The organism is Microcoleus sp. FACHB-SPT15 (assembly GCF_014849525.1).
GTDB classification, from domain to species: Bacteria; Cyanobacteriota; Cyanobacteriia; order Cyanobacteriales; family Coleofasciculaceae; genus Symplocastrum; species Symplocastrum torsivum.
Genome location: NZ_JACJNU010000037.1, coordinates 1 through 26,056, shown reverse-complemented (window position 1 = coordinate 26,056; position 26,056 = coordinate 1). Strand labels below are relative to the sequence as shown.

Annotated in this window: 20 protein-coding genes; 12 read left to right on the top strand and 8 right to left on the bottom strand. The window is 43.2% G+C overall.

Annotation, left to right across the window (positions count from 1 at the left end; genetic code table 11):
- Positions 1-401: 401 nt before the first annotated feature.
- The 5 genes from H6F98_RS12730 to H6F98_RS12710 form a co-directional block, all read right to left on the bottom strand.
- Complete coding sequence (locus tag H6F98_RS12730; protein ID WP_192219066.1) at positions 402-2,366, bottom strand: hypothetical protein; 1,965 nt, start codon at positions 2,364-2,366, stop codon at positions 402-404.
- 732 nt (positions 2,367-3,098) lie between these two features.
- Positions 3,099-3,404, bottom strand: a complete 306-nt coding sequence (locus H6F98_RS12725; RefSeq protein WP_192219065.1) for a hypothetical protein — start codon at positions 3,402-3,404, stop codon at positions 3,099-3,101.
- 63 nt (positions 3,405-3,467) lie between these two features.
- The gene (locus H6F98_RS12720; RefSeq protein WP_192219064.1) at positions 3,468-3,749 is read right to left on the bottom strand and encodes a hypothetical protein; all 282 of its coding nucleotides are present in this window, start codon (positions 3,747-3,749) and stop codon (positions 3,468-3,470) included.
- 240 nt (positions 3,750-3,989) lie between these two features.
- Entirely contained in the window at positions 3,990-4,289 is a 300-nt protein-coding gene (locus H6F98_RS12715; protein WP_313929854.1) for a hypothetical protein, read from the bottom strand.
- Positions 4,290-4,907: 618 nt separating this feature from the next.
- Positions 4,908-5,252, bottom strand: a complete 345-nt coding sequence (locus tag H6F98_RS12710; RefSeq protein WP_192219063.1) for a helix-turn-helix domain-containing protein — start codon at positions 5,250-5,252, stop codon at positions 4,908-4,910.
- A gap of 134 nt (positions 5,253-5,386) precedes the next feature.
- On the opposite strand from H6F98_RS12710, the gene H6F98_RS12705 reads away from it, so the two are divergent.
- From H6F98_RS12705 to H6F98_RS12675, 7 genes are all read left to right on the top strand, one after another.
- Positions 5,387-5,539, top strand: a complete 153-nt coding sequence (locus H6F98_RS12705) for a hypothetical protein (RefSeq protein WP_192219062.1) — start codon at positions 5,387-5,389, stop codon at positions 5,537-5,539.
- A 120-nt stretch (positions 5,540-5,659) separates the two neighbouring features.
- Positions 5,660-6,361: a hypothetical protein gene (locus H6F98_RS12700; protein WP_192219061.1), complete on the top strand. Its 702-nt coding sequence runs from the start codon at positions 5,660-5,662 to the stop codon at positions 6,359-6,361.
- Complete coding sequence (gene dnaB / locus H6F98_RS12695) at positions 6,361-7,725, top strand: replicative DNA helicase (RefSeq protein WP_192219060.1); 1,365 nt, start codon at positions 6,361-6,363, stop codon at positions 7,723-7,725. The genes H6F98_RS12700 and dnaB overlap by 1 nt, the downstream gene beginning before the upstream one ends.
- Complete coding sequence (locus H6F98_RS12690; protein ID WP_192219059.1) at positions 7,718-8,326, top strand: hypothetical protein; 609 nt, start codon at positions 7,718-7,720, stop codon at positions 8,324-8,326. Before dnaB ends, H6F98_RS12690 begins: the two co-directional genes overlap by 8 nt.
- A gap of 258 nt (positions 8,327-8,584) precedes the next feature.
- On the top strand, positions 8,585-9,466 hold the full coding sequence (locus tag H6F98_RS12685) for a tyrosine-type recombinase/integrase (RefSeq protein WP_192219058.1): 882 nt from the start codon (positions 8,585-8,587) through the stop codon (positions 9,464-9,466).
- 586 nt (positions 9,467-10,052) lie between these two features.
- Positions 10,053-10,844, top strand: coding sequence for a ParA family protein (locus tag H6F98_RS12680; RefSeq protein WP_192219057.1), 792 nt, complete (start codon positions 10,053-10,055; stop codon positions 10,842-10,844).
- A 13-nt stretch (positions 10,845-10,857) separates the two neighbouring features.
- Positions 10,858-12,000: a ParB/RepB/Spo0J family partition protein gene (locus H6F98_RS12675; RefSeq protein WP_192219056.1), complete on the top strand. Its 1,143-nt coding sequence runs from the start codon at positions 10,858-10,860 to the stop codon at positions 11,998-12,000.
- A 483-nt stretch (positions 12,001-12,483) separates the two neighbouring features.
- Here H6F98_RS12675 and H6F98_RS12670 read toward each other — a convergent pair whose 3' ends face one another.
- Both H6F98_RS12670 and H6F98_RS12665 read right to left on the bottom strand, forming a co-directional pair.
- The gene (locus H6F98_RS12670) at positions 12,484-13,878 is read right to left on the bottom strand and encodes an HlyD family secretion protein (protein ID WP_192219055.1); all 1,395 of its coding nucleotides are present in this window, start codon (positions 13,876-13,878) and stop codon (positions 12,484-12,486) included.
- 77 nt (positions 13,879-13,955) lie between these two features.
- The gene (locus tag H6F98_RS12665; protein ID WP_192219054.1) at positions 13,956-15,389 is read right to left on the bottom strand and encodes a M50 family metallopeptidase; all 1,434 of its coding nucleotides are present in this window, start codon (positions 15,387-15,389) and stop codon (positions 13,956-13,958) included.
- A 475-nt stretch (positions 15,390-15,864) separates the two neighbouring features.
- Here H6F98_RS12665 and H6F98_RS12660 point away from each other — a divergent pair, with 475 nt between their 5' ends.
- Complete coding sequence (locus tag H6F98_RS12660; RefSeq protein ID WP_192219053.1) at positions 15,865-16,704, top strand: Rpn family recombination-promoting nuclease/putative transposase; 840 nt, start codon at positions 15,865-15,867, stop codon at positions 16,702-16,704.
- 179 nt (positions 16,705-16,883) lie between these two features.
- Here H6F98_RS12660 and H6F98_RS12655 read toward each other — a convergent pair whose 3' ends face one another.
- Entirely contained in the window at positions 16,884-20,633 is a 3,750-nt protein-coding gene (locus tag H6F98_RS12655) for a S8 family serine peptidase (RefSeq protein ID WP_192219052.1), read from the bottom strand.
- A 458-nt stretch (positions 20,634-21,091) separates the two neighbouring features.
- Here H6F98_RS12655 and H6F98_RS12650 point away from each other — a divergent pair, with 458 nt between their 5' ends.
- From H6F98_RS12650 to H6F98_RS12635, 4 genes are read left to right on the top strand one after another with little or no spacing between them, the layout of a single operon-like run.
- Positions 21,092-21,763, top strand: coding sequence for an RNA polymerase sigma factor (locus H6F98_RS12650; protein WP_192219051.1), 672 nt, complete (start codon positions 21,092-21,094; stop codon positions 21,761-21,763).
- Positions 21,764-21,791: 28 nt separating this feature from the next.
- Complete coding sequence (locus H6F98_RS12645; protein ID WP_192219050.1) at positions 21,792-22,754, top strand: DUF1822 family protein; 963 nt, start codon at positions 21,792-21,794, stop codon at positions 22,752-22,754.
- A 30-nt stretch (positions 22,755-22,784) separates the two neighbouring features.
- The gene (locus H6F98_RS12640) at positions 22,785-25,190 is read left to right on the top strand and encodes a CHASE2 domain-containing protein (RefSeq protein WP_192219049.1); all 2,406 of its coding nucleotides are present in this window, start codon (positions 22,785-22,787) and stop codon (positions 25,188-25,190) included.
- A 33-nt stretch (positions 25,191-25,223) separates the two neighbouring features.
- Entirely contained in the window at positions 25,224-25,943 is a 720-nt protein-coding gene (locus H6F98_RS12635) for a DUF928 domain-containing protein (protein WP_192219048.1), read from the top strand.
- Positions 25,944-26,056 lie beyond the last annotated feature (113 nt).

The following is a 26,056-nucleotide window of genomic DNA, read 5'->3' as shown; positions in this document are numbered from 1 at the left end:
CTTTTTTATTTTGGTGCTGTTTTAGTCACTTACTAATATTATACAGAAACTCTTAGATTTCAATCAGCGTCTCACACTCGAATTAAATGATTACATTAATTAGCTATAGACTATCTCTCTTCATTCAGTAAAATAATTTATTAAACTAGCAACTCGCTAAGTACAAGCAACTCTGTTCAATCGTCTTCACTAACTCTAAATCAACTCTTTTTTTAGCTAAATTCAGGACAATATTTTGACTTATACAAATATTTTAATTGTTGAGTAAATAATTAGGAGCTTTATAAGTAGTTACTTACTTTTAGTAAAATACACCAATTTGATAAAAAGAACTCTACCTATTCAAGGTAAAGTTCTTTTTATCAAGACTTCTTCAACATTGAAAAATTGATTACGGTTCTCTAATCATTTTCATTCTCGTCCTCTTCTTCCCACCAGTTATCCGAGAAGTTATTAAGCCGATCTAATGTGGTCATGATCTGGGCAGCGTATTCGTCTCCCTGTGTCTCACTGTGTCCCATCAATTCGGCTAAAGCTTTTGTATCACCTCTAAGCTTGCGAATGTGCTTAGCAGCAATGTGACGAAGTGCATGAGGATTGGTCCAACACGGCTCTCCATATAACATTGTTGTAGCTTGGGCAATAGCTGTCGTAACTAGTGAATACACCCCGTGCACTGAGAGAGGCTTTCCAAAGCTCTTAGGATAGGTTTTCCCCATCATAAAGAACAAGCTTTTGTGTTCTGTTAAATTAGCTTCAGCAGAAGACCAAGCCTTAATTCGTTTTTTCAGACTAAGCAAGCGTGTTTCTAAGCTTTTTATGTACTTCTGTATGTCCTCCAATTTTCTCTCGGTAACTCCCTGTTTAGCCATCTCGATACGTTGTTGGAGCCGCTCAACATCCTCTATCTTATAACCAGCAAACTCTAACCAACTTTCTTTTGTTTGTACTGCCTCAAAAGCCTTTGGTCGCAAGATGTCAATCCAAGCATCTAAATCAGCCGTAAGAATATTTGGTAGCTTGTATATTCGATCTCTACCTGTCCTAGTCTTGTTTTTGTGGTGAGTAATTCTGGCTTCATAATAGGGATGTCCTTTTTCATCTTTTTTTCTTAATAATGTCTCTCCAGGTTTAAGTTGCCTTATCTCCTGTTGTCTTACAGGTAAGAAGACCAAGATTTTGACGATGAGGTAGACTTGCCAGCTCCGAATAATTTCTAAGTTGGAGCGTTTGTTACCCTTTATACGTTTTCCCGTGAGATGACTGACGTAACCACAATTCTCTGCACAGCAATCCCGCAAATATTGAATTACTTCTCTTAATTGACTATGGGTTAATTCCTTATTCTCCCACTTTGACTGCAAGTATTGCCTTTTCTCATTTTTGTAATTCTCGTTACAATAGTTTTGAAAACCTTGTAAGTTCCTAATTAGGTCAATATCTGACCAGTTACGTCGTTCGGATTTGTTGTAATTGAGCCATTTAGCAACAGCAATAGCAACGCCAAGCATTGCTACACCGCTTGAATGACAGCATTTTCTTTCTTCAACTAACCAAGAGATGTAATTTTCTAAAAGTTCTATATCTGTTATTAAGTCCAACTCTAGTGATTCGATTGAGTGATTTTCAATATGAACATACCACCCTAAGAAACGAACAATAATATTTAATTCTCTTTCAAGAGTTGATTCACTAATTATTGTTATTTTAGGTCTTTTAGACTGCTGTCTACTTGCCCAACTATTTTCCCGCCTTACTTTTTTGCTTCCTGTTAGACGGAAATCTTTATAGTCATCAAGTTGCTGATCTAGGTGAGGAGGAAACTCTTCTAGAGGTAGTCCATAATACTCTCCTGCTGAACGCCTATCCCTTTCGACTTTCTTTGGACGCGGTGGAATGAATTCAGGCATTTGTTGCGGAAACAGTTCTTTCCACCAAATCTGTTGAGGTAAGTACTCACCAAATCGCCCTACAGCGGAGCGATAGTTATGTTTGGTACTTGGCTTAACTAGTCCTAATGCTACTGCCGCTTCAAACTGCTGGTCAAAGGCATTAAGTAGGCAAGCTTTTAAATTTTCTTTCGGCGATGGGGGATAAATCTCTAAATTTTCCTCCTTACTGGAGCTTTTTTCAGTAAATTTCTCCAAGTGTTTCATCAACTTTTGTAGCGTTAGCTTGTCACAAAAATTGGCAAATTCGTTTGACTTCATGTCTTTGGTTTTGAATCCTGAAGCTTCTAGAATATAAAGCTTGAAAGCAATTTTCAGGTACTTTGATAGATTGGGGTTTTGAATATGCTTCTCCCATTTGTAAAACAAGGACGCTAAGGTGTGCTTGTCTTGCTCTGTTATAGAATCTGGCTTCATCAACGGCTCCTTTTGAAGATTAACTAGTTGGGTTATATGCCTCGTTTCCTCTTCCTCAAATTACCGCTCTGCCTTGATATAGCCTTGAAGAACTTCTGTTATTGCAACAGAATATTTCCTCTATTTCTAGATTTTTAAATCTAAAATACAGAAGAATTACCTGCCAAAAGTTTCGGCAGAATTCCACAAGTTTGGAAATATAGCAATAGTCAAAAATCTTAGGACAACAATTCACAAAGGTGCTGTTTAAGGCATCTATTGCCAACTTGTCCTAACAGCTTTGGCGACTGCTATAACCCTCTTTTGTCAAACTGAGGTGAAAGATTGAAGAATTTTCGTGGGCAGAGACAACGTAAACTCCTCAAATTTCCCAAAAGTGACAGAACAGGGATAATTTGCATCCACTCAATTAAGAGTCAGAGGTTAGTCTCGCCAAGTAAAAACAGTTTGACACAAAATAGTAAGCACAGCTCTTCGTCTGTAGTATTTCTATATAATTCGTGAACAGAACTGACCTCAACCCTGCTCCTTGTAAAGTTCAGCTTTCACGTCTTAGATACAAACCCGATATAGAGCTAAAATTTGACGGCTAACCAGTTCTGAGTCATTTGAGGTAGATCTGAGTGATTCAAATCTGCACACCTCAACGAAAGCTAGCGCTAACAAGGCATTAGCTCAATGGCTTTGACGTTATAAATCGACTGTCTCTTGCTGATCGGGTTCGCTGTTAGCCTAAAATCCAGTTCCTGGCTCTTGACACCATTGTTGAATCTGCTCCGGTGTCAAGTGGTGAGCATTTTTCCATAGCACATGAATCTCTGCTAACTTGCGGCAGTGTTTTTCCGCACATTCCCGATAGCCAGTCGCCGTGCGATCACAGAAAAAATGTTCCACACTGCTAACCGACAGACCTAAGATAACCGCCAACTCCCCATAGGACAGCTCATCATAAATTTGCAAAAACTGAAGAGGAGAAAGGGGTGTGGGGTAGTGCTTGTAAGCTTCGAGTAATGCCCACTGGTGTTGCGTTGGGTACATTGGCTATTCCTGTCTTTGTTGCAAGCCTGTTCCTTGTTGAGTGGATTGACCGTTTGGAAATGGCTACATCATTAGCAAGGCATCATCCTCAAAGAGCCAGTCACACAAAATTCCTAGTTCCTTACGTGAATCGCTTTCCAGGTCGAGTAAGAGTAAGTAATGGTATCCCGTCGCCTGTACGGTAGCGCTAGCAGCAAATACGTAACCCACTACACGTCCGAAGTCGCCTGAAGGGACTTTGCCAAACTTCAATGTTTGATCAAGCTGAAATTTCGGCAGCGGGAGTTGGGCAGGCAGGGTTGGAAGCAACGAAACTTCTGGAACACTTATTTTCTCGCTGAACATAAGGAAAGCTCCTGATGAGTTACTGCCATGCAAATTGCATGAGGGGAGTTGATCACCGATAAACGTACACTTTCAAGTGCTTTATGCAGACGCAAGATACTGTAAGAACTCGATGTTCCTGTTCTTTGTACGCAAAAGCTTGGGTGAGCCGTATTGCTGTTGAATCGGATTGAATAACCCTGCACTCACGATATAGCCATCCTTGCAAAGACTGCAAGAAATACTTGCAATGATTGCAAACTATTTTTGGTATCTACGCCGGGGTTTCGCCTCAAAAATCTCGCGCAGATGCTTAGGTTCGTTTTCAAACTGAGTCCAGAAAGCATGGATCTCTGCCAGCCGCCGTTGATCGTCTTCACTCGGTTCTATGCGGTGAACTCCCCTAGAAAACCAATGATTAACTGTACTGAGGCTTTTGCCACAAAGTTTCGCCAGTTCTTCACGCGACACATCCCACAGGGACAAAAACTCTTCAGGAGTCATTTGGAGAGACTGATAGCTTTCCCATATCTCCCAGTGTCTCCGTGTAGGTACTCTCACCACAATCCTTCCCTAACTTCTGCTTGCAACCATTGCAATAATTTTAGGTTGAAGGCTGAGTATAATACAATGTAAGGCTAGGGCTTATCTGTATAGTTTGGAGACTAATTGCGATCACTGCAATCTCAAATACAAGAACTCAACGATATAATTGCCTTCCACTAGCCTAGAGCTTGGAATTCAAGCCGTACAGGATAGTGAGGGCGCAAACGACATCTCCTTTCATGCAATCACGCTCCTGACCTATACGATTGAATTTGTAGTGAGAGAAAAAACGGCTTGTGCAACAATACAAAATCCTTAAAGCATTAAGCTGAAAATATTGCCGTCACGCACTAACGATATCTACTTGAATCATGGCATGAAGAGGAGATGGGACACTTACCGAACCCATACTGGTCATTCGCCGACTTAAAAGTCAAGAGAGAGGGTCAAAAGCTAGTTTTAGAGGATTTCCAGTTCGTGCAACGGCTGCTCAAACTGAAAAAGAAAAGATCTACGAAGAAGCGATCACGTAGCAAGGGCAAATCAACTAAAAACTCGCAAACTTCCGCGCTTTCATTCCCAAACTCAAGTTACGGGGCTTCCAGCTTCCGAGGTGTTTCAGGTGATTCAGTTTCATGAAACCGTGGCAGCTTGATGTTCGTACTCCTTTTCGGATGCGGAGTACTTAGTTCCCGGTACCTGCTTGGACTTCAACTGAGAAGCTGCCATTGCAATTAACTCGCATAATTCCTCCTGATCCATCTGAGTTAGTGTCAGCTGCCAGCAGAAGCGGTGGTATACATCAGGCGGCAATGAGTTCACTACTTGCTCAAAATTCCCCAAAGTTATTTCTCTCTTTCCGTTGCGGAACTCAGAAAGCTGTGATTCAGAAAGTCCAGATAACTCTGCAAGCTTCTTGCCACTCAATTTGGATTCCTTAACCGCTAAAAAAAAGGCTTCTCTTAGTTTCCGTTTCATGGAAATATCTTAGCCACAAAATTAACGTCTGTGGTAATTTTCAACATATTATATTTACGAGCTTGGTAATTTCCCTAGAACTAGTAAGGGAAACCAGGCAAAACCATACTAACACCCATATCAGAGAGCTTTCTATGAACTACCCCGTTCCTAATCTAGCCTGGGACTGCACCGAAATTTGGCACGAGCACCAGCAGTTCTCAGCAGAGATTGAGCCGTTACTGAAGTATTGCAGCATCAAAGGTGCAACACCTTTAGACGGCTCTCTAGCACTGCCAAAGAGCTAAAAACTAAAAAATCAGCCGAACCTTCAGAGCTTTAGAAAGCACGACGGAGTAAGTTCATCGATTACACTCACCATGATACAGCCAACATTTGTCCAAATCCCTTTGGAGTTAATCAGGTATGTGCGATTACGTAAACTCAGCGGTAATCAGTACGACCTATGGCTCTACTTGTGGGAACTTGATCCATTTGGTGATCGCTGGGTTGATATTCCCCCACCTGCTGAAGTTGCCAGAATTCTGAACGTAAACGAGCGAACTATCCGGCGCTCCGCCCAAAGATTGGAAGATTTAGAGCTATTTGACTTTCAGATCGAGAAGTGGAAGTGCCGGAATACAACGGCTTCGGTCAAATTAAAGTCAAGCCCAACGGACAAAAATGTCCGAGCGCGGACAAAAAGATCCAAACGCGGACAAAAAGATCCAAATGTCAGCAACGGGATCGAAATGTCCAAAAATAGACAAAATGATCCAAATGTCACTCCAGAAGCCTCACTGGATAAGGATTATGGCTCCTTTCAGACTTATACAGACTTTATACAGACTCTCTCAGATGACGAAAGAGAGAAATTTTTAGAGTTGGGACTTAAGAAGGCGGCCGAGCTGCCCAAACCGCCAACGCTCCCTAAGAAGTGGATCGAGCGAAATTGGCAAGAGCTGAGGGAAGAGTTTTTTACCGCATCGTCTCAAACACCAAGCCAGGTTGACCCTGCCCAATCAGAACGAGAGCAGCAAGAACAGATAAACGCAGCCCGGAAAGAACTAGCTGAACTGCAAAAACGACAGCAGAGTTGGACACAGCAGGGTCAGGGGGCAAGAGGGTGATGAATTTTTCCTTTGCCAACAACCTCCCACCTCAAAATGTTGATGCTGAGGAATCGATTCTCGGAGGCATTCTGCTAGACCCGGAAGCCATTAGTAGGGTGGCTGAGCTTCTTCGTGCGGAAGCTTTTTACATCAATGCCCACAAAGAAATCTACAAAGCTACCTTAGTTCTCCATAACCAGGGTAAGCCGACGGATTTGATGAGCGTCACAACCTGGCTTTCTGACCATGAATTATTGGAGAAAGTTGGCGGTCAGAGCAAGTTAGCCCAATTAGTTGAGCGTACCGTATCAGCGGTCAATGTTGATCGCTACGCAGCGCTGGTGATGGATAAGTACCTCCGCCGTCAGATGATTCAGGCAGGAAACGAGATTGTTCAGTTGGGTCACGAGACATCAATAGAGTTAGAAACTGTTCTAGACCAAGCCGAACAAAAGGTTTTCGGCATCAGTGTTCTGCATACATCAGAACGCTACCAACTGGAAGACACCTCAGAAATGGGTATCTCTTTGTTCGCCAGCATTGAGACTGGGAAAAGGGCAGGTGAGTTGGTGGGCTGGTACGACCTTGAAGCGCTAACTGGCGGTGTTCACCGCAAGACACTGAGTGTAATTGGGGGTGCGACCTCAATGGGAAAAACCCAAGTCATGCTGGGGCTTGGACACGCCATTATGACTGAACTCAACCAGCCAGTTTTGTTCTTCTCCTGCGAGATGGATAAAGACTCAATTAACCAGCGACTCCTCGCTCGTCTTTCAGGCATCGACAACAGCCGCCTGTTTAAAGGACCACTGCCTGAAGGCGTAAAAGAGGATGAGTGGGAGTTGCTAGCGCAAGCAATACGTATATTTAGCAATTTGCCCTGGATGGTCTATGACGAGCCTAACCCGTCGATTTCCACCATTCGCTCCGTTGTCAAGCAGGCGATTTTAAGGCAAGGGCAACTGGGGGCAGTATTTCTCGACTACGTGCAGATGCTTAGTTTAGGTTCAGCGGAAAAGAACCGCAATCTGGAACTGGGGCAGATCACGCGAGAACTAAGAGCGATCGCTAAAGATTTTGACGTGCCTTTCTATCTTGGTTCTCAGATTAATCGGGAGGTCGAAAAGCGCAATAACAAGCGCCCGACGAAGGCTGACTTAAGAGACTCTGGGGAGATTGCAGAGGTGGCAGACGCGGTGATTATGCTTTACCGCGACGCTTACTATAGCAAAAATTCCCACGACAAAACGATTGAGTTCATTGTTGACAAAAACCGGATTTACGGAAAAGTTGGCACGGCAAAGATGTTAGTCAGCCTGGAAATATCCAAATTTATGCCCATTGCTGGTCTTGGAGCATGGGAGGAAAATAGCGATGCTTAGTCATTCTGGGGTGCAAACACCAGCTAGACAAGATGCTACAAATTCTAGGGGATTTAAGGAGGGCGAGGGTGTCAGAGTCAAAGCTGATGCAAAACTTCCTAAAAAACTCTCATACGCCTGTTGCTGCACTGGAGTAGTCGCCCGTATTGGAAAGCTAGTCTTGGTCAAGCTCAACGGAACCCAAAATTTTGAAACTCCTTGCATATTGGCAAAACCCGAATGGTTGGAGAACTTGCCTGGGCAGACTTCTATAGCGGAATCGGTACAGGTTTCCCCTCAAAGGCTTGTGCTTAAGACTCAGGGTGATTGCCAACAGCCAGTAGAAAAGCCCAGGGGACGTAGAAAATGCAGCCCTAATAAAAAGCCAGCCAGCGGTTCTCTTGTTAGGTGCGTATCGGTCAAAAAAGGCAAGGAGTACAGCACTTGGCAGTACAACTATGATGTCCGCGACCCTGACTCTAAACGACGTTGGAAGACAATAAAGGAAGGAGTACCTAAGTATAAAGTCCCTGCGATCACAGATGCTATCAAAGCAGAGCTATCCATTCCAGAGATTCTTGCTCTATTAGGCAAAGAGCCAAGGGGGCAAATCAGCTGCTAGCCGTGAAATTCTAGGGGAATTATTCGGAGAGGTGCGATCCCGCTCACCATTCAAATTCTAGGGAAAATAGCATTTTATATTTCCCCTAGAAAGTTCCACCACTTTTATCGTTGCCTGTAAGGTGAGTTCCCACACAAGACTTTGAGCGAACCTGCCCCATGCGCGAAAGCATCCGATAAGTACGCTTATGAGACGATAGTATGAGAACAAAAACCCCTGGCGGTCACCAGGGGTAAGTTGATTTGAAAAATCATTTCTATGCTTACACATTATCAAGAGGCTCTAGCCTCTGTGTTTCGGTTGACTGACTGTCAAACCGACGACGAACTCATTGGGCTTTGGTTACATGGAAAGTCACCCCACACCAGAGAGGCTTACAAGCGTGACATCGCCTACTTCCTGGCTTTTATCGAGAGCAAGCCACTGATTCAAGTCAAAATGGAAGATGTGGCGGCTTTTTCCGAGGCGATGGTGTGTCAGGGGTATACCATCAGTTCGATTCGGCGCAGGTTGTACGCAGTGAAGTCCCTGCTCTCGTTCGGACAGAAGGTGGGCTATTTGCTCGTGAATGTGGGCAAGCCGGTGGATCTGCCAAAGGATAGGGAAACACTAGCCGAGCGGATTCTTTCAGAGTCAGAGGTTCTCAAACTCATTGCTTTGGAACCCAAGGAACGCAATAGACTAATGCTGCGATTTCTGTACGAGACAGGTTGCCGCGTGTCGGAGATGTGTCAGCTTAAATGGAAACATTTGAAGCCTAGGGAGGGGAGCGGACAAGTCACTATCTTCGGCAAAGGTTCCCAAACCCGAAATGTGCTGCTCACTCAAGCGCTGTGGGACGAGTTGCAATCCTTTCGCAGAAAGGCATCAGCTAATGCCCCGGTGTTTCATAGTAAGTCTGGGCGACACTTATCTCCTCGCAACGTATGGGATATTGTTAAAGCAGCTGCCAAAAGAGCAGGGATTGAGGGAAATGTATCAGCGCATTGGTTGCGCCATTCCCATGCTTCTCATGCTTTGGAACGTGGTGCCCCGATTCATTTGGTGCAAGCGACGCTCGGTCATGCTTCTGTTGCAACAACAGGTATGTACCTACATGCTCGACCGCAGGACAGCTCTGCCCGTTATTTGCCCAGGTAATCGATATATCAAAAACACTACCGCCGAACCCTACTCTCATCAAGCCCTTGACGGAACAAATCCAGTCTCTCATTACCTTCCAAGTCTCTGGGATTGAGCTGAGATAGAGACTTCGCTGCATTTACCTGCCGCTCAGTTCTGAAATGTTCCTGACTACACTGACACTGGTCATAGATTAATGGCTAACGATTATTGAATAGCGATCACTTAAAGAAGAAGGAAGTCTATCATCATGTCCGAGGACGAATGACACCCGCCCTCCCTGTTCTGGCATAATTTTGTGGTTAGTGCAATGCTGCGACAAACCAATTACCATCCTCTTCGAGAGTAAGTTCTTCTTTGTAGTGTTCCCACCCGTACATCCGAATTGAACAACTCTCCCCAATCAATTTATTGATTCTTAGTCCGACACCCCCCTGCTCTTTTACACCCTAACGTAAGAAAATAGCTGTCCAAATTAATCTCATAACATCTAGCAAGAAGTCGGATAACATTATCCGACTTGCAGCAAGCAACAGTTCGGATAACGTTATCCGACCAAAAACGAGTTACGCTTAACTCCATCGTTGTTGGAGGAGTCAAAGGAATGTCAGTGAAACTCTGTGTTGTTAGTAACGCTGGGGGAAGCGGCAAAACAACCCTTTGCGTCCATCTCGCTTACTTGATGAGCAAGCGCGGTTTTTCTGTAGCCTTGATTGACTTAGATCCGCAGGGTTCTCTGAGTTTATTTTGTGGTCTAACTCCACCTCACCCAGAAAAAACAACGGCTGCCGTGCTGCGGGATAACTTCAACGGAGAGTGGCCGTTAGTTAAATGCTGGGTCGAACACACAGATAAAGTTGAAGTCTGCCAAGGAGGATTGATTCTTACTCAAACCACCCAAGAGATCGCCTCACATGCTCGTGGGTCTTACCTATTAGCTGACCGATTACAAGACTACCCGCTGCTTCACAATTTTATAATCTTTGATTGTCCGGCTACACTTGGTCCCTTGCCACTCATTGCCTTGGCAGCAAGTACCCATATTCTTGTACCCGTTCAGTTAGAGCCGAAGTCAATCCAAGGTTCAGCCAAGCTTCTGGAATGGCTCTATCTCTACAAAAAACAACTGCGTCTCAAACCCGAACCCGAACTAATTGGCTTTATCCCCAACCAGTATGATGCTAAGCGTGCAGCACAACGTCAACTTTTAGAATCACTCCCGGAAAAACTTGCTCAGATTAATATTAAATGCTTTCCTGCCATTCGAGACTCTGCTGAATTTGTCAACGCCAGCGCTCAAGGGTTACCTCTGCCTCTATATCGACCAAGCCATCCAGCTAGTCGCGACTTAAAAAAGATTGCCGATGAACTTAGTAAATTAATTGCGAAAAAGTAAGAGATTAGAGACCATGCCTGGACGTAAAGAAATCGTGGATATGGATAACCTCTTCTCAGGAGCCGAGCAAATCCACAAACTCGAAAAGGCTGAGACAGAGATTGTGCGATTGAAGGAGGAGATAGAGCAATTACGGGAGATTTCCTCAACTGATCTGGAGACTCAGATAGAAACGTTGCGCTCACAGCTAAAGTCTCAGTCAGGCGTATTAGAAATTCCCATTGCACAAATTTGTCCGAACCCATCCCAACCTAGACAGACTTTTCTTGAAGAGAGTATTCAGTCAATGGTTCACTCCCTCTTGAGGGACGGACAACTTCAACCTGTCATCTTGAGCGAGCAAGGTGAGCAGTACCTCCTATTCGATGGGGAGCGCAGATGGCGTGGCGCTAGGGAATTAGGTTGGGAAACCTTAAAGTCCGTAATAATTCCTAAACCTGAAGCCCTACATCGACAAGCTTTACTAACTTCCCTACATCGAGAAGACCTCAACCCCCTCGATAAAGCAGAAGCCATTGTTCTTGAAATTGCCAACACGACGAAACTCAAAAGTGAGGAGATTGTGCGAATTCTCTCAGCGGTCATCCGCCGACTGACGAAGCAGGGAAAGCTGACTGAGCTATCGGGTGTAGTGACGGCATCTCATGCTTCTCAAGAGGAACTTGTTGGCACTCTCAATCTCAGTGAGTCGGAGCAAGATATTATCTCAGAGCTGCTGGCTCTGCAACTGAACCCTGCCTCGATAGATGCAAATATTTTTCCAATGCTAACGCTCTTGTCCGATTTAAAAACAGCTATTCGAGAGCAGGGACTCAAAGGCTCCCAGGCGATGGTGCTACAGCAGCTATCAGCGAAAAATTTAGAGGTTAAACCCAAAAAAGCAGATACTCTTCGCCAACAAGCTACAACCAAAGTTATTCAGGAGAAGTTATCGGTTGCTCAAACAAGATCGCTAGTTCGAGAAATTCTCAAAGCCCATAAAACTTCATCTACGGAAGCTGGCTCCCCAACCAAATCGGTGTCTACTGTGGCTAAAAGTGTTCAGAAACTCTCATTAGAGCTGTTGACTACGCTCGAAACTTCTAAACTAGAGGACTTGCAACAACTGTTAGAGAAGAAGTTAGAAGATATTGGAGAAATCTTGAAGCAGCGCTAATCTTCATCCCTTAAGGAATCAGTACAATCTTTCCCTAAGCACTTGATTCCATCACAGAAGTATTGTGATAGTCAGGCATAGATAAATAGGAACCACACAAAGTCCTGATAAAGTATTAGTATCGTTAGCAATAAAGACTATGTTGCAACGTGCCGAGGTGGCTGGGGGTGGGGCGCGATCGCTGTAAGCTATCAGCGTTTTATCCTGGCAGCTTTGATTGCAGAATACTCATACTTAATCTCTTGCCCTATGCGACATCGATGTTGTGTCATCTCCGTGTATCGTTATTGGTATACGAGTGAGATATCATGGATGACTGCTCACATTAAGGGGGTGACAATCCCTCTTTTAAGGAACAGCAATGCTTCTTTACATACATAAGGAATGCGATCACCTTCCTGAACAGCTTCTGTCACTCTCCGAGTACGGCGGGACTAAAATTTGTTCTGCATAAGAGCCTTTCACTAGACTTCGTTGACACACCTAAAGAAGAATTGGACGCACTACCTTCAGTACTTCATGTTTAAGTTTTTCAAATAATGTCATGGGTTGAGTTTCAATTGAAACGTACCCTGTCATTCCGGGTTTCATTAAATTTTCTCCATTGTTCTTGATAGAAAGTCGTACTATCCAAACAGGCTTAACTTGGTTTTCCTCCTGTTGTGACGCTGAGGAAATATATTCAACTTTTGTTGTATGAGGTTGAATCTCACCTTGCTTGTAAAACTTCACCGTGTCCCCTTTTTGAATGAACTTTTCATCCTCTTGGCGAATTTGGGCAATTACGGTCAGGTTGGACAAATCAACAATTTCTAGTAGCTTTTCTCCGGCAGGTTGAAATCGATTTGTTAGTCGATCTAAATCTTCTGTGATTACAGTTCCTGTCGTTGAGGCTGTTAAAATTAACTGTTTACGCTTTTCTTCTTGTCGTTTAACTTCTGTTTGTAGCTCCGCAACTTGGCGACGACGATCAATTACTAGAATATTTGCTGCTTGGAGGCTTTCCTCAACTGACTTTCTAGCAGCACGGGCAGCACTGAATTCAGCTTCTACTTGTCTTAGTTTATCTTGTAAGTCTTTTTCAATACGCTTGATTTGGGCTTTGTTGCTAGCTATTTGACTAGTAATTTCTGAAACTTCTCCAGAAATGATGTTGTATTCTCGCTGGAATTCATCTAGCCGTGTTTGAGGAATAACCACATCACCAGCTTCCTGATTAACAGCATTAATTCGATTAATTTGCTGCTGAATAATGTTTGAATTAGATTGAAGCTGAATTCTCTTTTTTTCAAGTCCTGTTATCTCGCTTTCTAATTCTTGAACTTGAGGAAGAGAATTCTGATTGATACTAGCCGCTTCTTGAGAACGTTGTGAGACTTCTTGTTGTGTGGTTTGTTCTCTAACACGAGATTCAGTCAGTTTAGCTTGTAAGTCTTCCACCATTCGTAAGGAATCTTGTATTGCTGATTGAGCTTGCCCTAGTTCAGTTTTGGCTTTTGCGATCGCATTTTCAACCTCTTCACTCTCAAGCACAACCAGCTTTTGCCCTTTACTCACTTTCTCATTGGGATTTACATAAATTTCTTTAACAACACCTGCGACGTTCAGTGTGACATCTTGACGAGCATTATAAGTAGAAGAAATATTCGCCTCACCACGTACTGAATGAGGTAGCTGAGGAACAAATCCGACGTAACCTAATCCAGCAACAATTGCTCCCAAGATTATTAGTTTCTGATGAGACTTTGTTGATTTAACAGCCGTTATTGGAGAAGAAGCCTGAGTAACAGGTGGGACTGCCTTCTGGATAGAAGGTGGAACAACTTTTAAGGACTGTCGGTGAGTCGGATGTGAGGAATTAAAATTTGAGGAAGTCATTTTGGTAAGATCTCTGTATTGTTTTCAGTAATCAATGAGTAGAAGGAAGGAGCCAAAGGGTAAGGAGCGTTAACCAATTAACTATTCTTTGAAATTGTATTATTGGGAAAGTAAAAGTAAATTAACCAAAGTGTTAGGAGTGTGAAAGCAAGAGTGGGGATATTAGTCAAACCCCAGTCAGTGACTCGATAGAAAATAAATCCAAATACACTTAAGAGATAGATAAAGCTCAAAGGAGCATAAGCAGCGAGAATTAGTGCATCACGAGGGCTTTCCTGAATTGGTTTTCGTCGTAATAGGCTGGCATACAATCCAAAGCAGCGAGTTCGCAAATTGTTAATTCCTGTGAGAGCAACAGCTAAATAGTAGCCATCAAACTTGGCGAGAGGATTAAGATTAAGAGCAACAGTAAATAGGGCAGCTACCATGAGTAAATAGCTTGTCGTCGCTAGCCAACTGCCAGAAACTGAGATGTTCCACAACCACAAAGCAAACGTAGCAATCGTCAGTTGACAAATGACACCAGCAGCTATGACTAACACTCGCTGACGACGCTTTACTAAGCGATAACTATCGGTAGTATTTGTATAAGCGGCTGGAATGAGCAGCATGAAGAGTAGACCGACTTCTGGAACAATGCCGCCATAATGTTTTAGGGTGAAAGCATGACCAAGTTCATGTAGCGTTACGACTAGCATTGATAAAAGGCAAAAGGGAATTATTAAAGAGCTTCCATAAGCGGTAAATAGCTGCTGTCCTTTTAGAAGAATGTCGGCCCGTTGGGATAATCCAATAATGCTAGAGAATGCGAGAAAGAAACATAAAGCGAGAGCAAAAGGTTGAGTCCAAATCCAACGCAAGCCATTAATATAGTTCGTAAGCCAAGTGTCAGGATTAAAGAGGGATATCTTGAATGACAGTAGCTGCGAAGGTGAGAATTTCTTTTTGGGTGGTGTTGGTAGTGTTGTTCCCTCAAGCATGGCGTTAGCGGCAAGGTGTTGTAAAAGCGATCGCACGTCTGTCAAACTGACGTTATGCTTTTGGGCAATTCCCTCTAGTGGTAGTTGTCCCAACTCATCAATCACGGCTTTACTACGCTCATCCATTTGCAGATAGGTAACATCTTCAGGATTGCTGAGAATCCAGTACCCAGCGGGATGAGATGTCCACTGCACACAAGCTTTAAGACAAGGAATAGAGGTGGTAGCAGATTTTGGTTCAGCATCCGCCAAGGCTAGGACTCCAAGAGTAATTAGTTTTTGTAGTAGCTTGAGTACAAAGTGGGAAGAAATAGTATCTCCTAGCTTTCGTTGACAGAGTTTTTGAACTTGCTCAACTGTCAATCGTCCATTGAAGTACCGTAAAGTATAGGCTTCTTCTGCTGAAAATAGATGTTGAAGATTTTCCTCTACGGCTTGCAGGATATATTCATCTTTGTTTGGTAGTTTGGTTAGTTTCCAGTAGGTACTAATATCTGGACAAATCCAGTCGTGAACATTTTCCGGTTTCATTGCTTTGTTCTTGGTAGCGCCAGTTCAAATGAGTAGCTGTGAACTTCTACCTCTCTCTCCGGAATGAAAACCGAGTTTTATGCAAAGCTGGATTTGTTTTACAAAACTTTACAAAAATTACGCATGATCTCTGAATCTTAGGTAAAAGCGAGGCAACCACGGGGGATTGCTCCTAAAGATGGGGTTTATGCGTAAGTTGTGCTTTATATAGAGGCGAACACCCAGTTACCCTACAACAAATTTCTTAGACCTCCTGCATGAATCATTAACTGCCCCCTAAATCCCCCAACTTTGGGGGACTTTAATTCTTGTTCCCCCAGAATTGGAGGGCTAGGGGGGCGAAAATTCCATTCGTGCAGAAGGTCTCTTATCCGTTGAACTAAAACGAAGCTATCTCGTAATCGTGGTAGGATTAACCACTTAATACAGGTTTTTTGTCTATTTTTAGTTAAATTGTGGCAGCTATCGCGAGTTTGTGAAAACCGATACTATTTTTTATCAACTCTTTCAGAGTTTTCCCAGCATCTTCTTTGAACTGATTGGACAACCAGCAACGGATAGTAGCAGTTACCAGTTCACTTCTTTAGAAGTTAAGCAACGCGCTTTCCGTTTTGATGGTTTGTTTCTTCCTGTTGTCGCATCTATGGAATTGCCAATTTATTTTGTTGAGGTGCAGTTCCAAAAAAAGCCTAGGTTTTACTCTCGCCTTTTTGCGGAAATCTTTCTGTACTTCTATCAGTACGACCACAATATTGAATGGTACGCCATAGTTATCTACCGTCGTCGCAGTATTGAAGTACCAGCACCTCGGCAGTATAGAGAGTTGATGGAGCAACGGGTGCGACGAATTTATCCTGATGAAATTGGCGAAGTAGCAGAGGAGTTTATCGGGGTAGGTATTGTGCAGTTGGTGGTAGAGTTCAAGAAGAAAACCCCGGAAGTTGCCCGAAATTTAATCAACAAGGCACGGCAGGAATTACCTGATCTCGTCATCCAACGACAAATTATAGAATTGATAGAAACAGTCCTTTTGTACAAATTTCCCAAACTGAGTCGCGAGGAAATAGAAGCCATGCTGGGATTGAGCGAACTAAGGCAAACCAGGGTTTATCAAGAAGCTCTTGAAGAAGGGCGTGAGGAAGGGCGTGAAGAAGGGCGCGAGGAAGGACGTGAGGAAGGTAAGCTACAGATTAAGCTAAAAATGATACCACGGCTACTCCAACGAGGATTGAGCATTGAAGAGATTGCGGAGCTTATCGAGCTAGATGTTGAAACTGTTATGGAGAAGGCACAGGAGCAGTCAGAAACACTCTAGAGATAAGTTTGGAACTAGTGGTTAGGAGACTTGTGACGAAAAAGCGATCGCATTCAGGTTTGATGGAAATGCGATCGCTTAACTAAGTTGTGATTCTGGAAGAGCGATCGCATTTAGCTTAGGGTGGAAATGCTATCGCTTAACTTGAAACAATTAGTCAGTCATTGCAAGCCGATACATTATGCCTTAGGAACGATGACGAAGTTAGTTGGCCAGTAAGAACCAGGGGAAATAGTACGAGTTTTGTAAGAAAAGCTTAAACCGGATTCAGAAATTACAATTGACCCATCTGCATTAATTTGCTCTACTACTGCTACGTGACCATATTTTGGATCAGCTTCACCTACGCCAGCTTCCCATACAGCAATACAAGGAACCGATGGTGTATTTGATAAAGTAGCACCATTTCCAGCCGTATCATTCCACATACCAGCGTTACCCAGCATAGTATCCAAAGCGGCTTCGCTATAGCCTAACTCCATCATGCGACCGTGAGCATACCAGGTACAGTTGCTCCCTTTACTAGGGAATGGGTTGTCAGAAGTATACTCAGGCAGATTCCGCCATGAATTTTCAAACTCTTGTTTTGTATAGATGTTGGGATCTGGAGATGGAACAGGCTGTGGCTCAGGATTAGGAGGAGGTGTAACAGGGTTACCTGTGCCAGACTGATAACCAAAAGGCAAATAGAGCAGTTGTCCTACTTGAAGATGAGTTGTATCCCAATTAGTCAAGGGTGTGCCATCTTCCTTCAGTATTTCAGTCCAGCGGCTGGCATTTCCGTTCAGTTCATTGAACGCAATGCCTGAAGGCGTGTCACCTGATTTCACGTAGTAGGGACGATAACCAGTAGTTGGAGGTAGTTGGTCAGGACTGCTACCAGTGTCAGAATCGCTAGTACTGTTAAGGACGTTGTAGTAACGTTCAGCCATCTGAGCAATTTCACTGGCTCGATCTGTACCATTAACAATACGTCTGGCGTTGTAGAAGTCTATGTTTGAGCCACTGATGTAGTCACTCAACCCTACTCCAGTAAATGTGCCATCACGCATTCCCTCAACAAGAATCTGAGCAGCAATTTCTGGATCGGATGCTAATTCGGGCTGGTTCACTAAATCGATACCAAGCCGCCTAGACCAATTGGTATAGTTAGACCGACCTGTGATTTGCACATAACCTCGTCCCTTGTAGCGCACACCATCTCCAGGTTGCGTATTTCCCAGATCGGTTCTCCCTTCATAAGCCTCCCCAGATGCCAATTCTTCCATCCATTGTCCTAGATGGGATTCATGTTGTGCAGTAGCCAGAATATAAGCTATCTGTGCTGGCTCAGTGACTCCAGCCGCTTCACACGCAGCAAGAATGACAGGAATTGACTCTCTGGCATATCCCTGTATTGAAGATGGCGCACAAGCGACAAGCCTTTCTATAAGCTCGGCATCAGACTGTGGTGGTTGCGGTTGTGTGGGTGGAGTTGGATTCGATACCGCTTGAGGAATCTCAATAACCTGACCCACAATAATTAGGTTGGGGTTAACAATACCGTTGTGTTCGGCAATGAATTGATAGCCGGAACTATCGCCTAACGTATTAAGGGCAATTTGGCTGAGTGTGTCATTACCTTGAATGGTGTAAGAAACCCATACATAGGAATTGCCATTGTACTCAAATGTTCCTGTAGGCAGCGGTTGTGGTTGTGGCTGTGGTTGCGGTTGTGGCGCTAAAACCTCCACAGGAATCTCAATACTATCACCTACATAAATTACGTCAGGGTCAGCAATGCCGTTGTGCTCGGCAATAAATTGGTAGCCAGAACTATCGCCTAGCGTATTAAGGGCAATTTGGCTGAGTGTATCACCATACTGAATAGTGTAAGGAACCCAGTCATAATATTTGCCGTTGTACTCCTCTGATACTGCTCGTTCAGTAGGTATGACTTCACCCTCACCACTCCAAGAACCAGTAGTATCAATAGGGGGAGCAGTATAGCTTTCCGGCCGCGTTGCCTTTGCTAATTCTACCGCTGCCACTATATTCAACAATCCGGCTCCCGTCCGAGTATCCCAATTAGGAGTATTCAGGTCGGTGGCTGTGGATTTGAGGATATCAATCACTTGCTCGTAGCTCAACTCTGGATTCGCTGCCCAGACTTGAGACGCTGCACCCGTTACTTCAGCGGTTGCGACAGAAGTTCCAGCCATGCCAAAATCATCACCAGCAGTGAATTGCACTGGATTCTCCGTCGTGCCACCTTCAGCCATGATGTCTAAACCATAGCCGTAGCTAGAATAATCTACCCGATCAAATCCCTGTGCTGCTGCTACCGAAGGGTCTACATTTTCGGCTGAACCGACGGTGATGATGTTGTCAAACTCTTGAGAGGCTTGACCCAATACTGACATCACATTTCCATCGTTACCAGCCGCCGCAACAATCAAAACATTATTCTGACGAGCATATTCTAGTGCGGCTCGTTCTTCTGGCGTAAACTCGTAGCGGGTGGTTTCAGTGCCATCTGGGTTTATTTGCGTCAAGTCGAAGCTGAGATTCACAATTGCATTCGGTTGTCCAGATTCCTTTGCCGCATCGACAAATTCAACTAAAGAATCTGCCCATTGTCCAGAATCAACCGCACGACCTACCCAAAGTGGCGCATCATTATTCCCACTGTCGATAACGCCTACAATATGGGTGCCATGCTCACCGACCTCACCAGGTTCTAGTAGTGGATTCGCATCACCATCTACCAAGTCTTGCCCTAAAGTAATGCGCTCGTAGTCAAGATAAGGGTTATTTGCACTAAACCCTGTATCAATCACACCGATTAATGGTTGATTCTCTTGAGGAAAGTCATAGCCATCTGGTTCAGCAGGGTCAAATTCATCTGTTGGAGGCGAGATTACGAGATCAGCGATCGCTTCCTCAGGAAGAGGTTCTAAAATCGTAACTTCAGGTGTAATGTAAGGCTCAGCATAAGAAATTAACGCTTCACCCATATCCGTGTCGCGCCAATCTTTTGCCTCATCTAGTGCGCCATCTGTAATCAATTGATCCATTGTGGCGGCTTCGGCAGTTGCGCCTCGGACTTGGAAAACAATATCGTTGTAGTCTTTATCCGAACCTGTATCAACCCGCATATCTTCTAGAACAAAGGTACTGCCATCGCCTGTAACATCAGCAAGTTGTCCTAGGTGAAAGGTATCGTTCGGGTTAGCGGTTGCCATTGAAAATACAGGCAGCTTGTCGCCTACGCCATGTCCGTCAAGGACTTCCTGCACCGTACCATTCGGCACAAGCATAATGCCAAACTGAGTCCCCTTCGCCATTGTGAAGGTTGTCACGCCCTGGTAATTACCCGCATTATGGTCGCCCTCTCCAGGTAGGACACCAGAAAATCTTGCGCCTTCTGTGGGGTCGCTGATTACCACATAGCCTTGTTCTGGAGAATTACTCAAGGCACGTTCAGCCGCTTCTTGAGCAAAGGTATCTGAATTTGGGTCTAATCCCTCCAAGCTAAAGATGGCTAACTCGCCTTGATAGGCACCACCGTCATAGAGGAAATCAATGCCAATTTCACCCGACTCGCCTACTGTGAAGAATCCTGAATCATAGGTTGAACTGGAAAGGTCGATACTATCTACGACTTCAGTTGTTTGGAAAATTTCTGGGATTTCAACTTCGATGTCTGGGAGACTATCAGCGCCCAAATCCGTAACATCATCCGTGCTGTAATCAAGATCTAGCGGGTCAGGGGTAGAGTCTGTTACGTCCATCCACCCTAGTGTGGGAAGATCTGTATCTAAAACTCCGCTAGGTGTGAGGATTGGTTCAAGCTTGAAGATTTTTAGTGGTTTTGGTGCTTGCTTATCTTTAAGTTGAGGTGGTTGGGTAAGAGAACGCTTTTTGGTAAATGCATTTAACCAATCCATTGGTATTTCTCCTGTGAGATCGTGGATAAATATCTAGAGTTGAAACGCATTCAGATGAATTTCTGTGTTGCGCTACTTCTCTCTCCAGGGATGGATGTGATTTTTATGCAAGTTAGAATTTTCTTTACAGAAGTTTATAAACAGGGCTGCGATCACAAAGCGCTGACTTCGGCGTAATACCATTTCACTTTTAATGTGATACAGATAGACCCCCCCAACCCCCCTTGTTAAGGGGGGAGCAAGAAAATCATCTGTATTAAGCATTTAGGGAATTGGTATAAGCGTTCAGTCGAACGCGGCAAGCATCAGATCATGAGTACAATACACTTGCCAAAAAGCGATCGCATTGTATTTGAGAATCTTTGTAAAGATCAGCCAGTTATGCATAATCTCTGCGCTCAATACTTGAGAGAGAGATAGAAGTGCAAAATGTACCTCAATGACCTTTGGGTCTAGTGATGAATAAATCAGACAATCAGGGACTAGATGAGCAGCTAAAACAGCTAGCCATAGAAGCTCAAAGCTACCAACCCGGCGCGAAACAACGGCAACTAGCACTAACAAAACTCGTTAAAGGAATTATGCGATCGCCTAAGCTCTATCGTCCACCTCCACATCAGCTTCCGCCTAACTTCGTCGGTGCTTATAAAGAGATTTATGACGAGGCAAAACAAGAGCTAATGCTTCATATTTGCCAAAACATTAATGAATACGATGCTGAACGAGGTTCTGTATTAACCTGGGTTAATCTTTTAATGGGGCGGCGTTTTTTTAATAAAGCAATCAGTATGTTTAGAGATAGAAGAGATCAGCGGGTTTTGAACCCGATCCCCTCACTTGATGACTTGGATACTTTTGAGCCAGATGAATTCATCTCTCCTGAAAAATCGTCTGAAATTGATGATCTTCAACACTACATTGAAGAAGACCCTGAAGGCATTTTCAAGCAGCATTGTATTAGAGAACACCCACAAGCCAACTTTCAATTTCTATTATTACAAAGACTTGCTGACAAATCCTGGCAAGAGATATCAGAGGAAACGCAAATTCCTGTACCCACTCTCAGTACGTTCTATCAACGTAGTATGAAGAAGTTTGCATCAAAGCTCAAAGATTATATTTTGGCATGAAAATCACTCAACTAGAGGCAGACTAAACATGAAAACTCCAGCAGAATCCTTAACCTTTACTATTCCACTAGGAGAAGAAGCTCATCATCTCGCACAAGAGTTTCGTCTTCGCCAGCGCTCTAAAGCTAAAGCTAAACAGGTTTATCTAAACACCTTGGCAGTCTATGCTGTGAAGTTTTACTTACAGTGTATGGAAATTAAAACCGACTGGGAAAAGAGTGATAGTTGGAATCCAGTCATGCAAACCTTAACGGATGTTGCAGATTTAAACATTCCTAATCATGGGACGTTAGAGTGTCGTGCTGTACTCCCTAATTCAGAAGTCGTTGAAATTCCTACAGAATGGGAAGACAGAATCGGTTATGTAGCCGTGCAGCTTGAGCAATCGTTGAGAGAAGCGACAATTCTAGGATTTGTTGAGACAGTAGCGACAGAAAAATTGCCTCTTAATCAACTGCAATCAATAGAAGTATTGCTAGAACACCTTAGTCAACCGACGCAACCGCAATCAACTCAAGCTCAAAAAAACATCGTACAATTAAGCCAGTGGTTACATAATGTCTTTGAAGAAGGTTGGCAGTCAGTTGAAGCCCTTTTTAATCCTCTATCGGCTCAGCCAGCTATTAGTTTCAGGCAGCTTTCTTCTATGAGACCCAGTATTTTGAAACATTCCAAAGAAGGGATAAAAAGAGGCAAGCTGCTAGATTTAGAAAGAGAGAATAATAAGTTGGCTTTGTTCGTTGGCGTGACACCAACTACCTTGACAGAACTCTCAATTTCAATAGAAGTGTATCCGACAGAAAACCAAACGCATTTACCCTCCGAATTACAACTACTGGTACTAGATGCTCAGGAAGAGGTTGTAATACAGACGCAAACTAGGACTAAAAATGAGTATATTCAAATTGAGTTTAGCGCTAAGTCTGGAGAACAAATTAGTATTAAGCTAGTGTTGGGACGTGATAGCTTTATAGAAACGTTTTTAGTCTAACTAACAAGCGTAGATACCTTGGTGCTATTCATGGGTAAGTTAGTTGTCCTGAGGTTGGATGGTGATTTTGAACAAGGGTTTCGGGTAATATTAACAATCCGAGAAGAAGGGTTGCCGCCAAATGTAGAAGTGACCGGTTGTTTGCCGAAAGATTCACAACTATTCACTCACTTACAACACCACTGGCAAGAAAAATACCGTTGCTTGGGAGCGCCTTACCGTATTAGTAATATAAAAATTAATTACGGTGGTTCGGTTAATGATCGAATTCAGGACTGTAAAGAATCAGCCCAAAAGTTGCGATCGCATTTTAATGCATGGCTTGATTCTGAGGGATTTCGCCTTCTGGATAAGCGTTTACGAGAACAGTTAAACCCAGATGAAACGATTCGCTTTCTGATTCGTAATGAAGATAAAAACTTGCGTAAACTTCCCTGGCAAGGATGGGATTTTTTTGAGCGATATTCAAAAGCAGAATTAGCGTTTGGTGCGACACAATTTGAAGGTATCAAACCATTAGCTACTCTTCCCAAAGCTAGCATTAAAATTTTGGCGATTCTCGGTCATAGTCAGGGTATTGATGTTACGGCTGATCGACGATTGTTAGATAGTTTACCTCATGCTGAAACAACATTTTTGGTCGAAAAGACACGTCAAGAAATCAATGATAAATTGTGGGAACAAGCTTGGGATATTATCTTCTTCGCCGGACACAGTGAGACAGAAGGGGAAACAGGACGAATTTATATTAATCCCACAGAAAGCTTAACAATTGAGGATTTACGATACGCCATCAAAAAATCGGTTCAACGAGGCTTAAAAATTGCCATCTTCAACTCTTGTGATGGTTTGGGATTAGCACAGCAGTTGAATGATCTACAGATTCCCCAAATGATTGTCATGCGGGAGTTGGTGCCAGATGAAGTTGCTCAAAGGTTTTTGAAGTATTTTCTGGCAGCGTTTTCTAGCGGTGAGTCTTTTTATTTATCTGTACGGGAAGCCCGCGAACGATTACATGGATTGGAAGATAAGTTTCCTTGTGCAAGTTGGCTACCTGTAATTTGTCAAAATCTTGCTGAAGTACCGCCGAATTGGAACGATTTATACAAAGTAGCAGAATTGCCAATTACAACTGAATTATCTCCTCCTCAACCTAATTCTCTACCAATAACAATACCTGAATTAGTACCTATTCAACCCAATTCTCGCTGGCAGGGTTTACGAAGGGTACTAGTGTCGAGTGTGATTGTAACGAGTATTATAGCGGGAATGCGATCACGTGGCATCTTCCAAGCCGCAGAACTTAAAGCATTTGATTATTTAGTGCAACTGCGTCCAGCGGAACCAATCGATGAACGTATATTACTAGTAAAAGTTACTGCTGACGATATCAAATATTTAGGTGGTGAATATCCTCTACATGATCGAACAATGCTTCGACTGTTGAAGAAGCTAGAGGAGTATAAACCGCGAGTGATTGGCTTAGATATTTATCGAGATCGTGCAGAAGGAGAGGGGCGTGAGGAGTTAGTTAAGTATTTGCAGGAAAAAAGCGATCGCGTAATTTCTATCTGTGCAAATTCTTCTGAGCAAAATCCTGCCGTTTTACCTCCTCCTGGTATACATAATCCTAATGTACGCTTAGGTTTTAGTGATGTTATCTACGATTCTGACACTATTGTACGTCGCCATCTCCTGTCTATGACTCCACCAAAAGATGAGCAGTCCTCGCTTAAATCCTCTGCACCTTGTCCAGCACTCTATGCTCTCAGCGTTCAGCTTGTATTTCGCTATCTAGAAGCAACCGGAGTATCCTTTAAATTTCATAATGAAAAGCTTTTGCAGATTAACAATACTAGGTTTGAAGCATTACGCCCTAATACTGGTTTTTACCAAAACGAGGATACAAGAGGCTACCAAATACTACTGAATTACCGCTCTAAAACTCTTGAGAAAGTAGCTGAATGGAAAACATTGACTGATGTTTTAAACACTGAATATGTTCCTGAATCACTAAAACATAAAATTGTTATTATCGGTGTTACTGATCCAACGGTTAAAGATAACTTTAAAATACCTTATAAAAACGATTTTGATACACCCTACAGTAATGAAATCCGAGGATTACAACTTCACGCCCAAATGGTGAGCCAGATATTAAGCGCTGTTGAAAATCAGCGACTTTTATTATGGTTTTTACCTCAATGGGGAGATATCCTTTGGATTGGGATTTGGTCATTGATTGGAGGAATTATTACCTGGCGTTTTCAGTTACTACTGCGTTTAGGCTTGCTTGGAGTTGCGGCACTCAGTTTGCCAGGAATTTGCTTTATTTTTCTTTTAACAAACGGTGTATTACTACCACTGGTTCCTGGATTACTTGTATTACTTGCAACTAGCGGAGTTTTAGCAGCTTATAAGCAGATAAGGAAGTAATAATAGTTAATAATCTTGTTCTAAATCATGAATATGATGAAGACTATCGGAATTGCGATCGCATTTGCCTTTACTAACAGCATTAGTTGCCTCACTTTGACACAGGCACAACCAACTACCATCGAAATTGCAGATCTACCGATTCCACCTGATACAGGAACACCAACAGGGCGAGGTTCAGGAGCAACCCGTGGTCCTTGTCAAGAACCAAATCGTCCTTTTACTCCCTTGTTACCCCTAACTGAGACTGGATATTCAGGCTATACATTGAGTGAACATCCCACGTTTTGGTTCTATGTTCCTTATAAAATTGAGAATGTTCGTTCTGGAACTTTTTTACTAAAAGATCAAGACGATAATGCGTTGTATAAAACAACGTTCACACTTCCAACAACGCCAGGATTTGTCAGCGTTCAAATTCCTACCACTGCCATGCCTTTAGAGGTCAATAAACAATATAGCTGGATTTTTGAACTGTATTGTGGTGAGCAAAATCGGTCTGATCTTGTTCCTGTTTCTCAAAGAGGAATAGTAGAAAGAATTGATAGCATGAGTTTTGAACAGTTAGCTACAGCGACAGCAGCAGAGCGCCTCAATCTATACATAGATAACAACATTTGGTATGATGTTCCAACAGATTTAGCTGAAATTCGTAGCATTCCTCCAGCTTGGCTGAAACTTTTAAGAGCCGTGGGTTTAGAAGAACTAAAGCAAGATGCGATCGCAGGTTCCGTTATCCCCATTGAAAACTAAGGCTCTTCAGTACTTAGTATGCTAAATCAACAATTAAGATGCCAATTAAGCAAGCATCTAATTCGGTAATTTTCAAAATGTCTAAAACCATAAGCAGAGCGTTTAATCAACTT

Bases quoted from the DNA above. Each gene is read 5' to 3' on its own strand.
- dnaB (WP_192219060.1), top strand. From the start codon at position 6,361: ATGAATTTTTCCTTTGCCAACAACCTCCCACCTCAAAATGTTGATGCT.
- H6F98_RS12635 (WP_192219048.1), top strand. From the start codon at position 25,224: ATGATGAAGACTATCGGAATTGCGATCGCATTTGCCTTTACTAACAGC.
- H6F98_RS12650 (WP_192219051.1), top strand. From the start codon at position 21,092: ATGAATAAATCAGACAATCAGGGACTAGATGAGCAGCTAAAACAGCTA.
- H6F98_RS12680 (WP_192219057.1), top strand. From the start codon at position 10,053: ATGTCAGTGAAACTCTGTGTTGTTAGTAACGCTGGGGGAAGCGGCAAA.
- H6F98_RS12710 (WP_192219063.1), bottom strand. From the start codon at position 5,252: ATGAAACGGAAACTAAGAGAAGCCTTTTTTTTAGCGGTTAAGGAATCC.
- H6F98_RS12690 (WP_192219059.1), top strand. From the start codon at position 7,718: ATGCTTAGTCATTCTGGGGTGCAAACACCAGCTAGACAAGATGCTACA.
- H6F98_RS12655 (WP_192219052.1), bottom strand. From the start codon at position 20,633: ATGGATTGGTTAAATGCATTTACCAAAAAGCGTTCTCTTACCCAACCA.
- H6F98_RS12685 (WP_192219058.1), top strand. From the start codon at position 8,585: ATGCTTACACATTATCAAGAGGCTCTAGCCTCTGTGTTTCGGTTGACT.
- H6F98_RS12645 (WP_192219050.1), top strand. From the start codon at position 21,792: ATGAAAACTCCAGCAGAATCCTTAACCTTTACTATTCCACTAGGAGAA.
- H6F98_RS12675 (WP_192219056.1), top strand. From the start codon at position 10,858: ATGCCTGGACGTAAAGAAATCGTGGATATGGATAACCTCTTCTCAGGA.
- H6F98_RS12730 (WP_192219066.1), bottom strand. From the start codon at position 2,366: ATGAAGCCAGATTCTATAACAGAGCAAGACAAGCACACCTTAGCGTCC.
- H6F98_RS12705 (WP_192219062.1), top strand. From the start codon at position 5,387: ATGAACTACCCCGTTCCTAATCTAGCCTGGGACTGCACCGAAATTTGG.
- H6F98_RS12665 (WP_192219054.1), bottom strand. From the start codon at position 15,389: ATGAAACCGGAAAATGTTCACGACTGGATTTGTCCAGATATTAGTACC.
- H6F98_RS12640 (WP_192219049.1), top strand. From the start codon at position 22,785: ATGGGTAAGTTAGTTGTCCTGAGGTTGGATGGTGATTTTGAACAAGGG.
- H6F98_RS12720 (WP_192219064.1), bottom strand. From the start codon at position 3,749: ATGTTCAGCGAGAAAATAAGTGTTCCAGAAGTTTCGTTGCTTCCAACC.
- H6F98_RS12670 (WP_192219055.1), bottom strand. From the start codon at position 13,878: ATGACTTCCTCAAATTTTAATTCCTCACATCCGACTCACCGACAGTCC.
- H6F98_RS12725 (WP_192219065.1), bottom strand. From the start codon at position 3,404: ATGTACCCAACGCAACACCAGTGGGCATTACTCGAAGCTTACAAGCAC.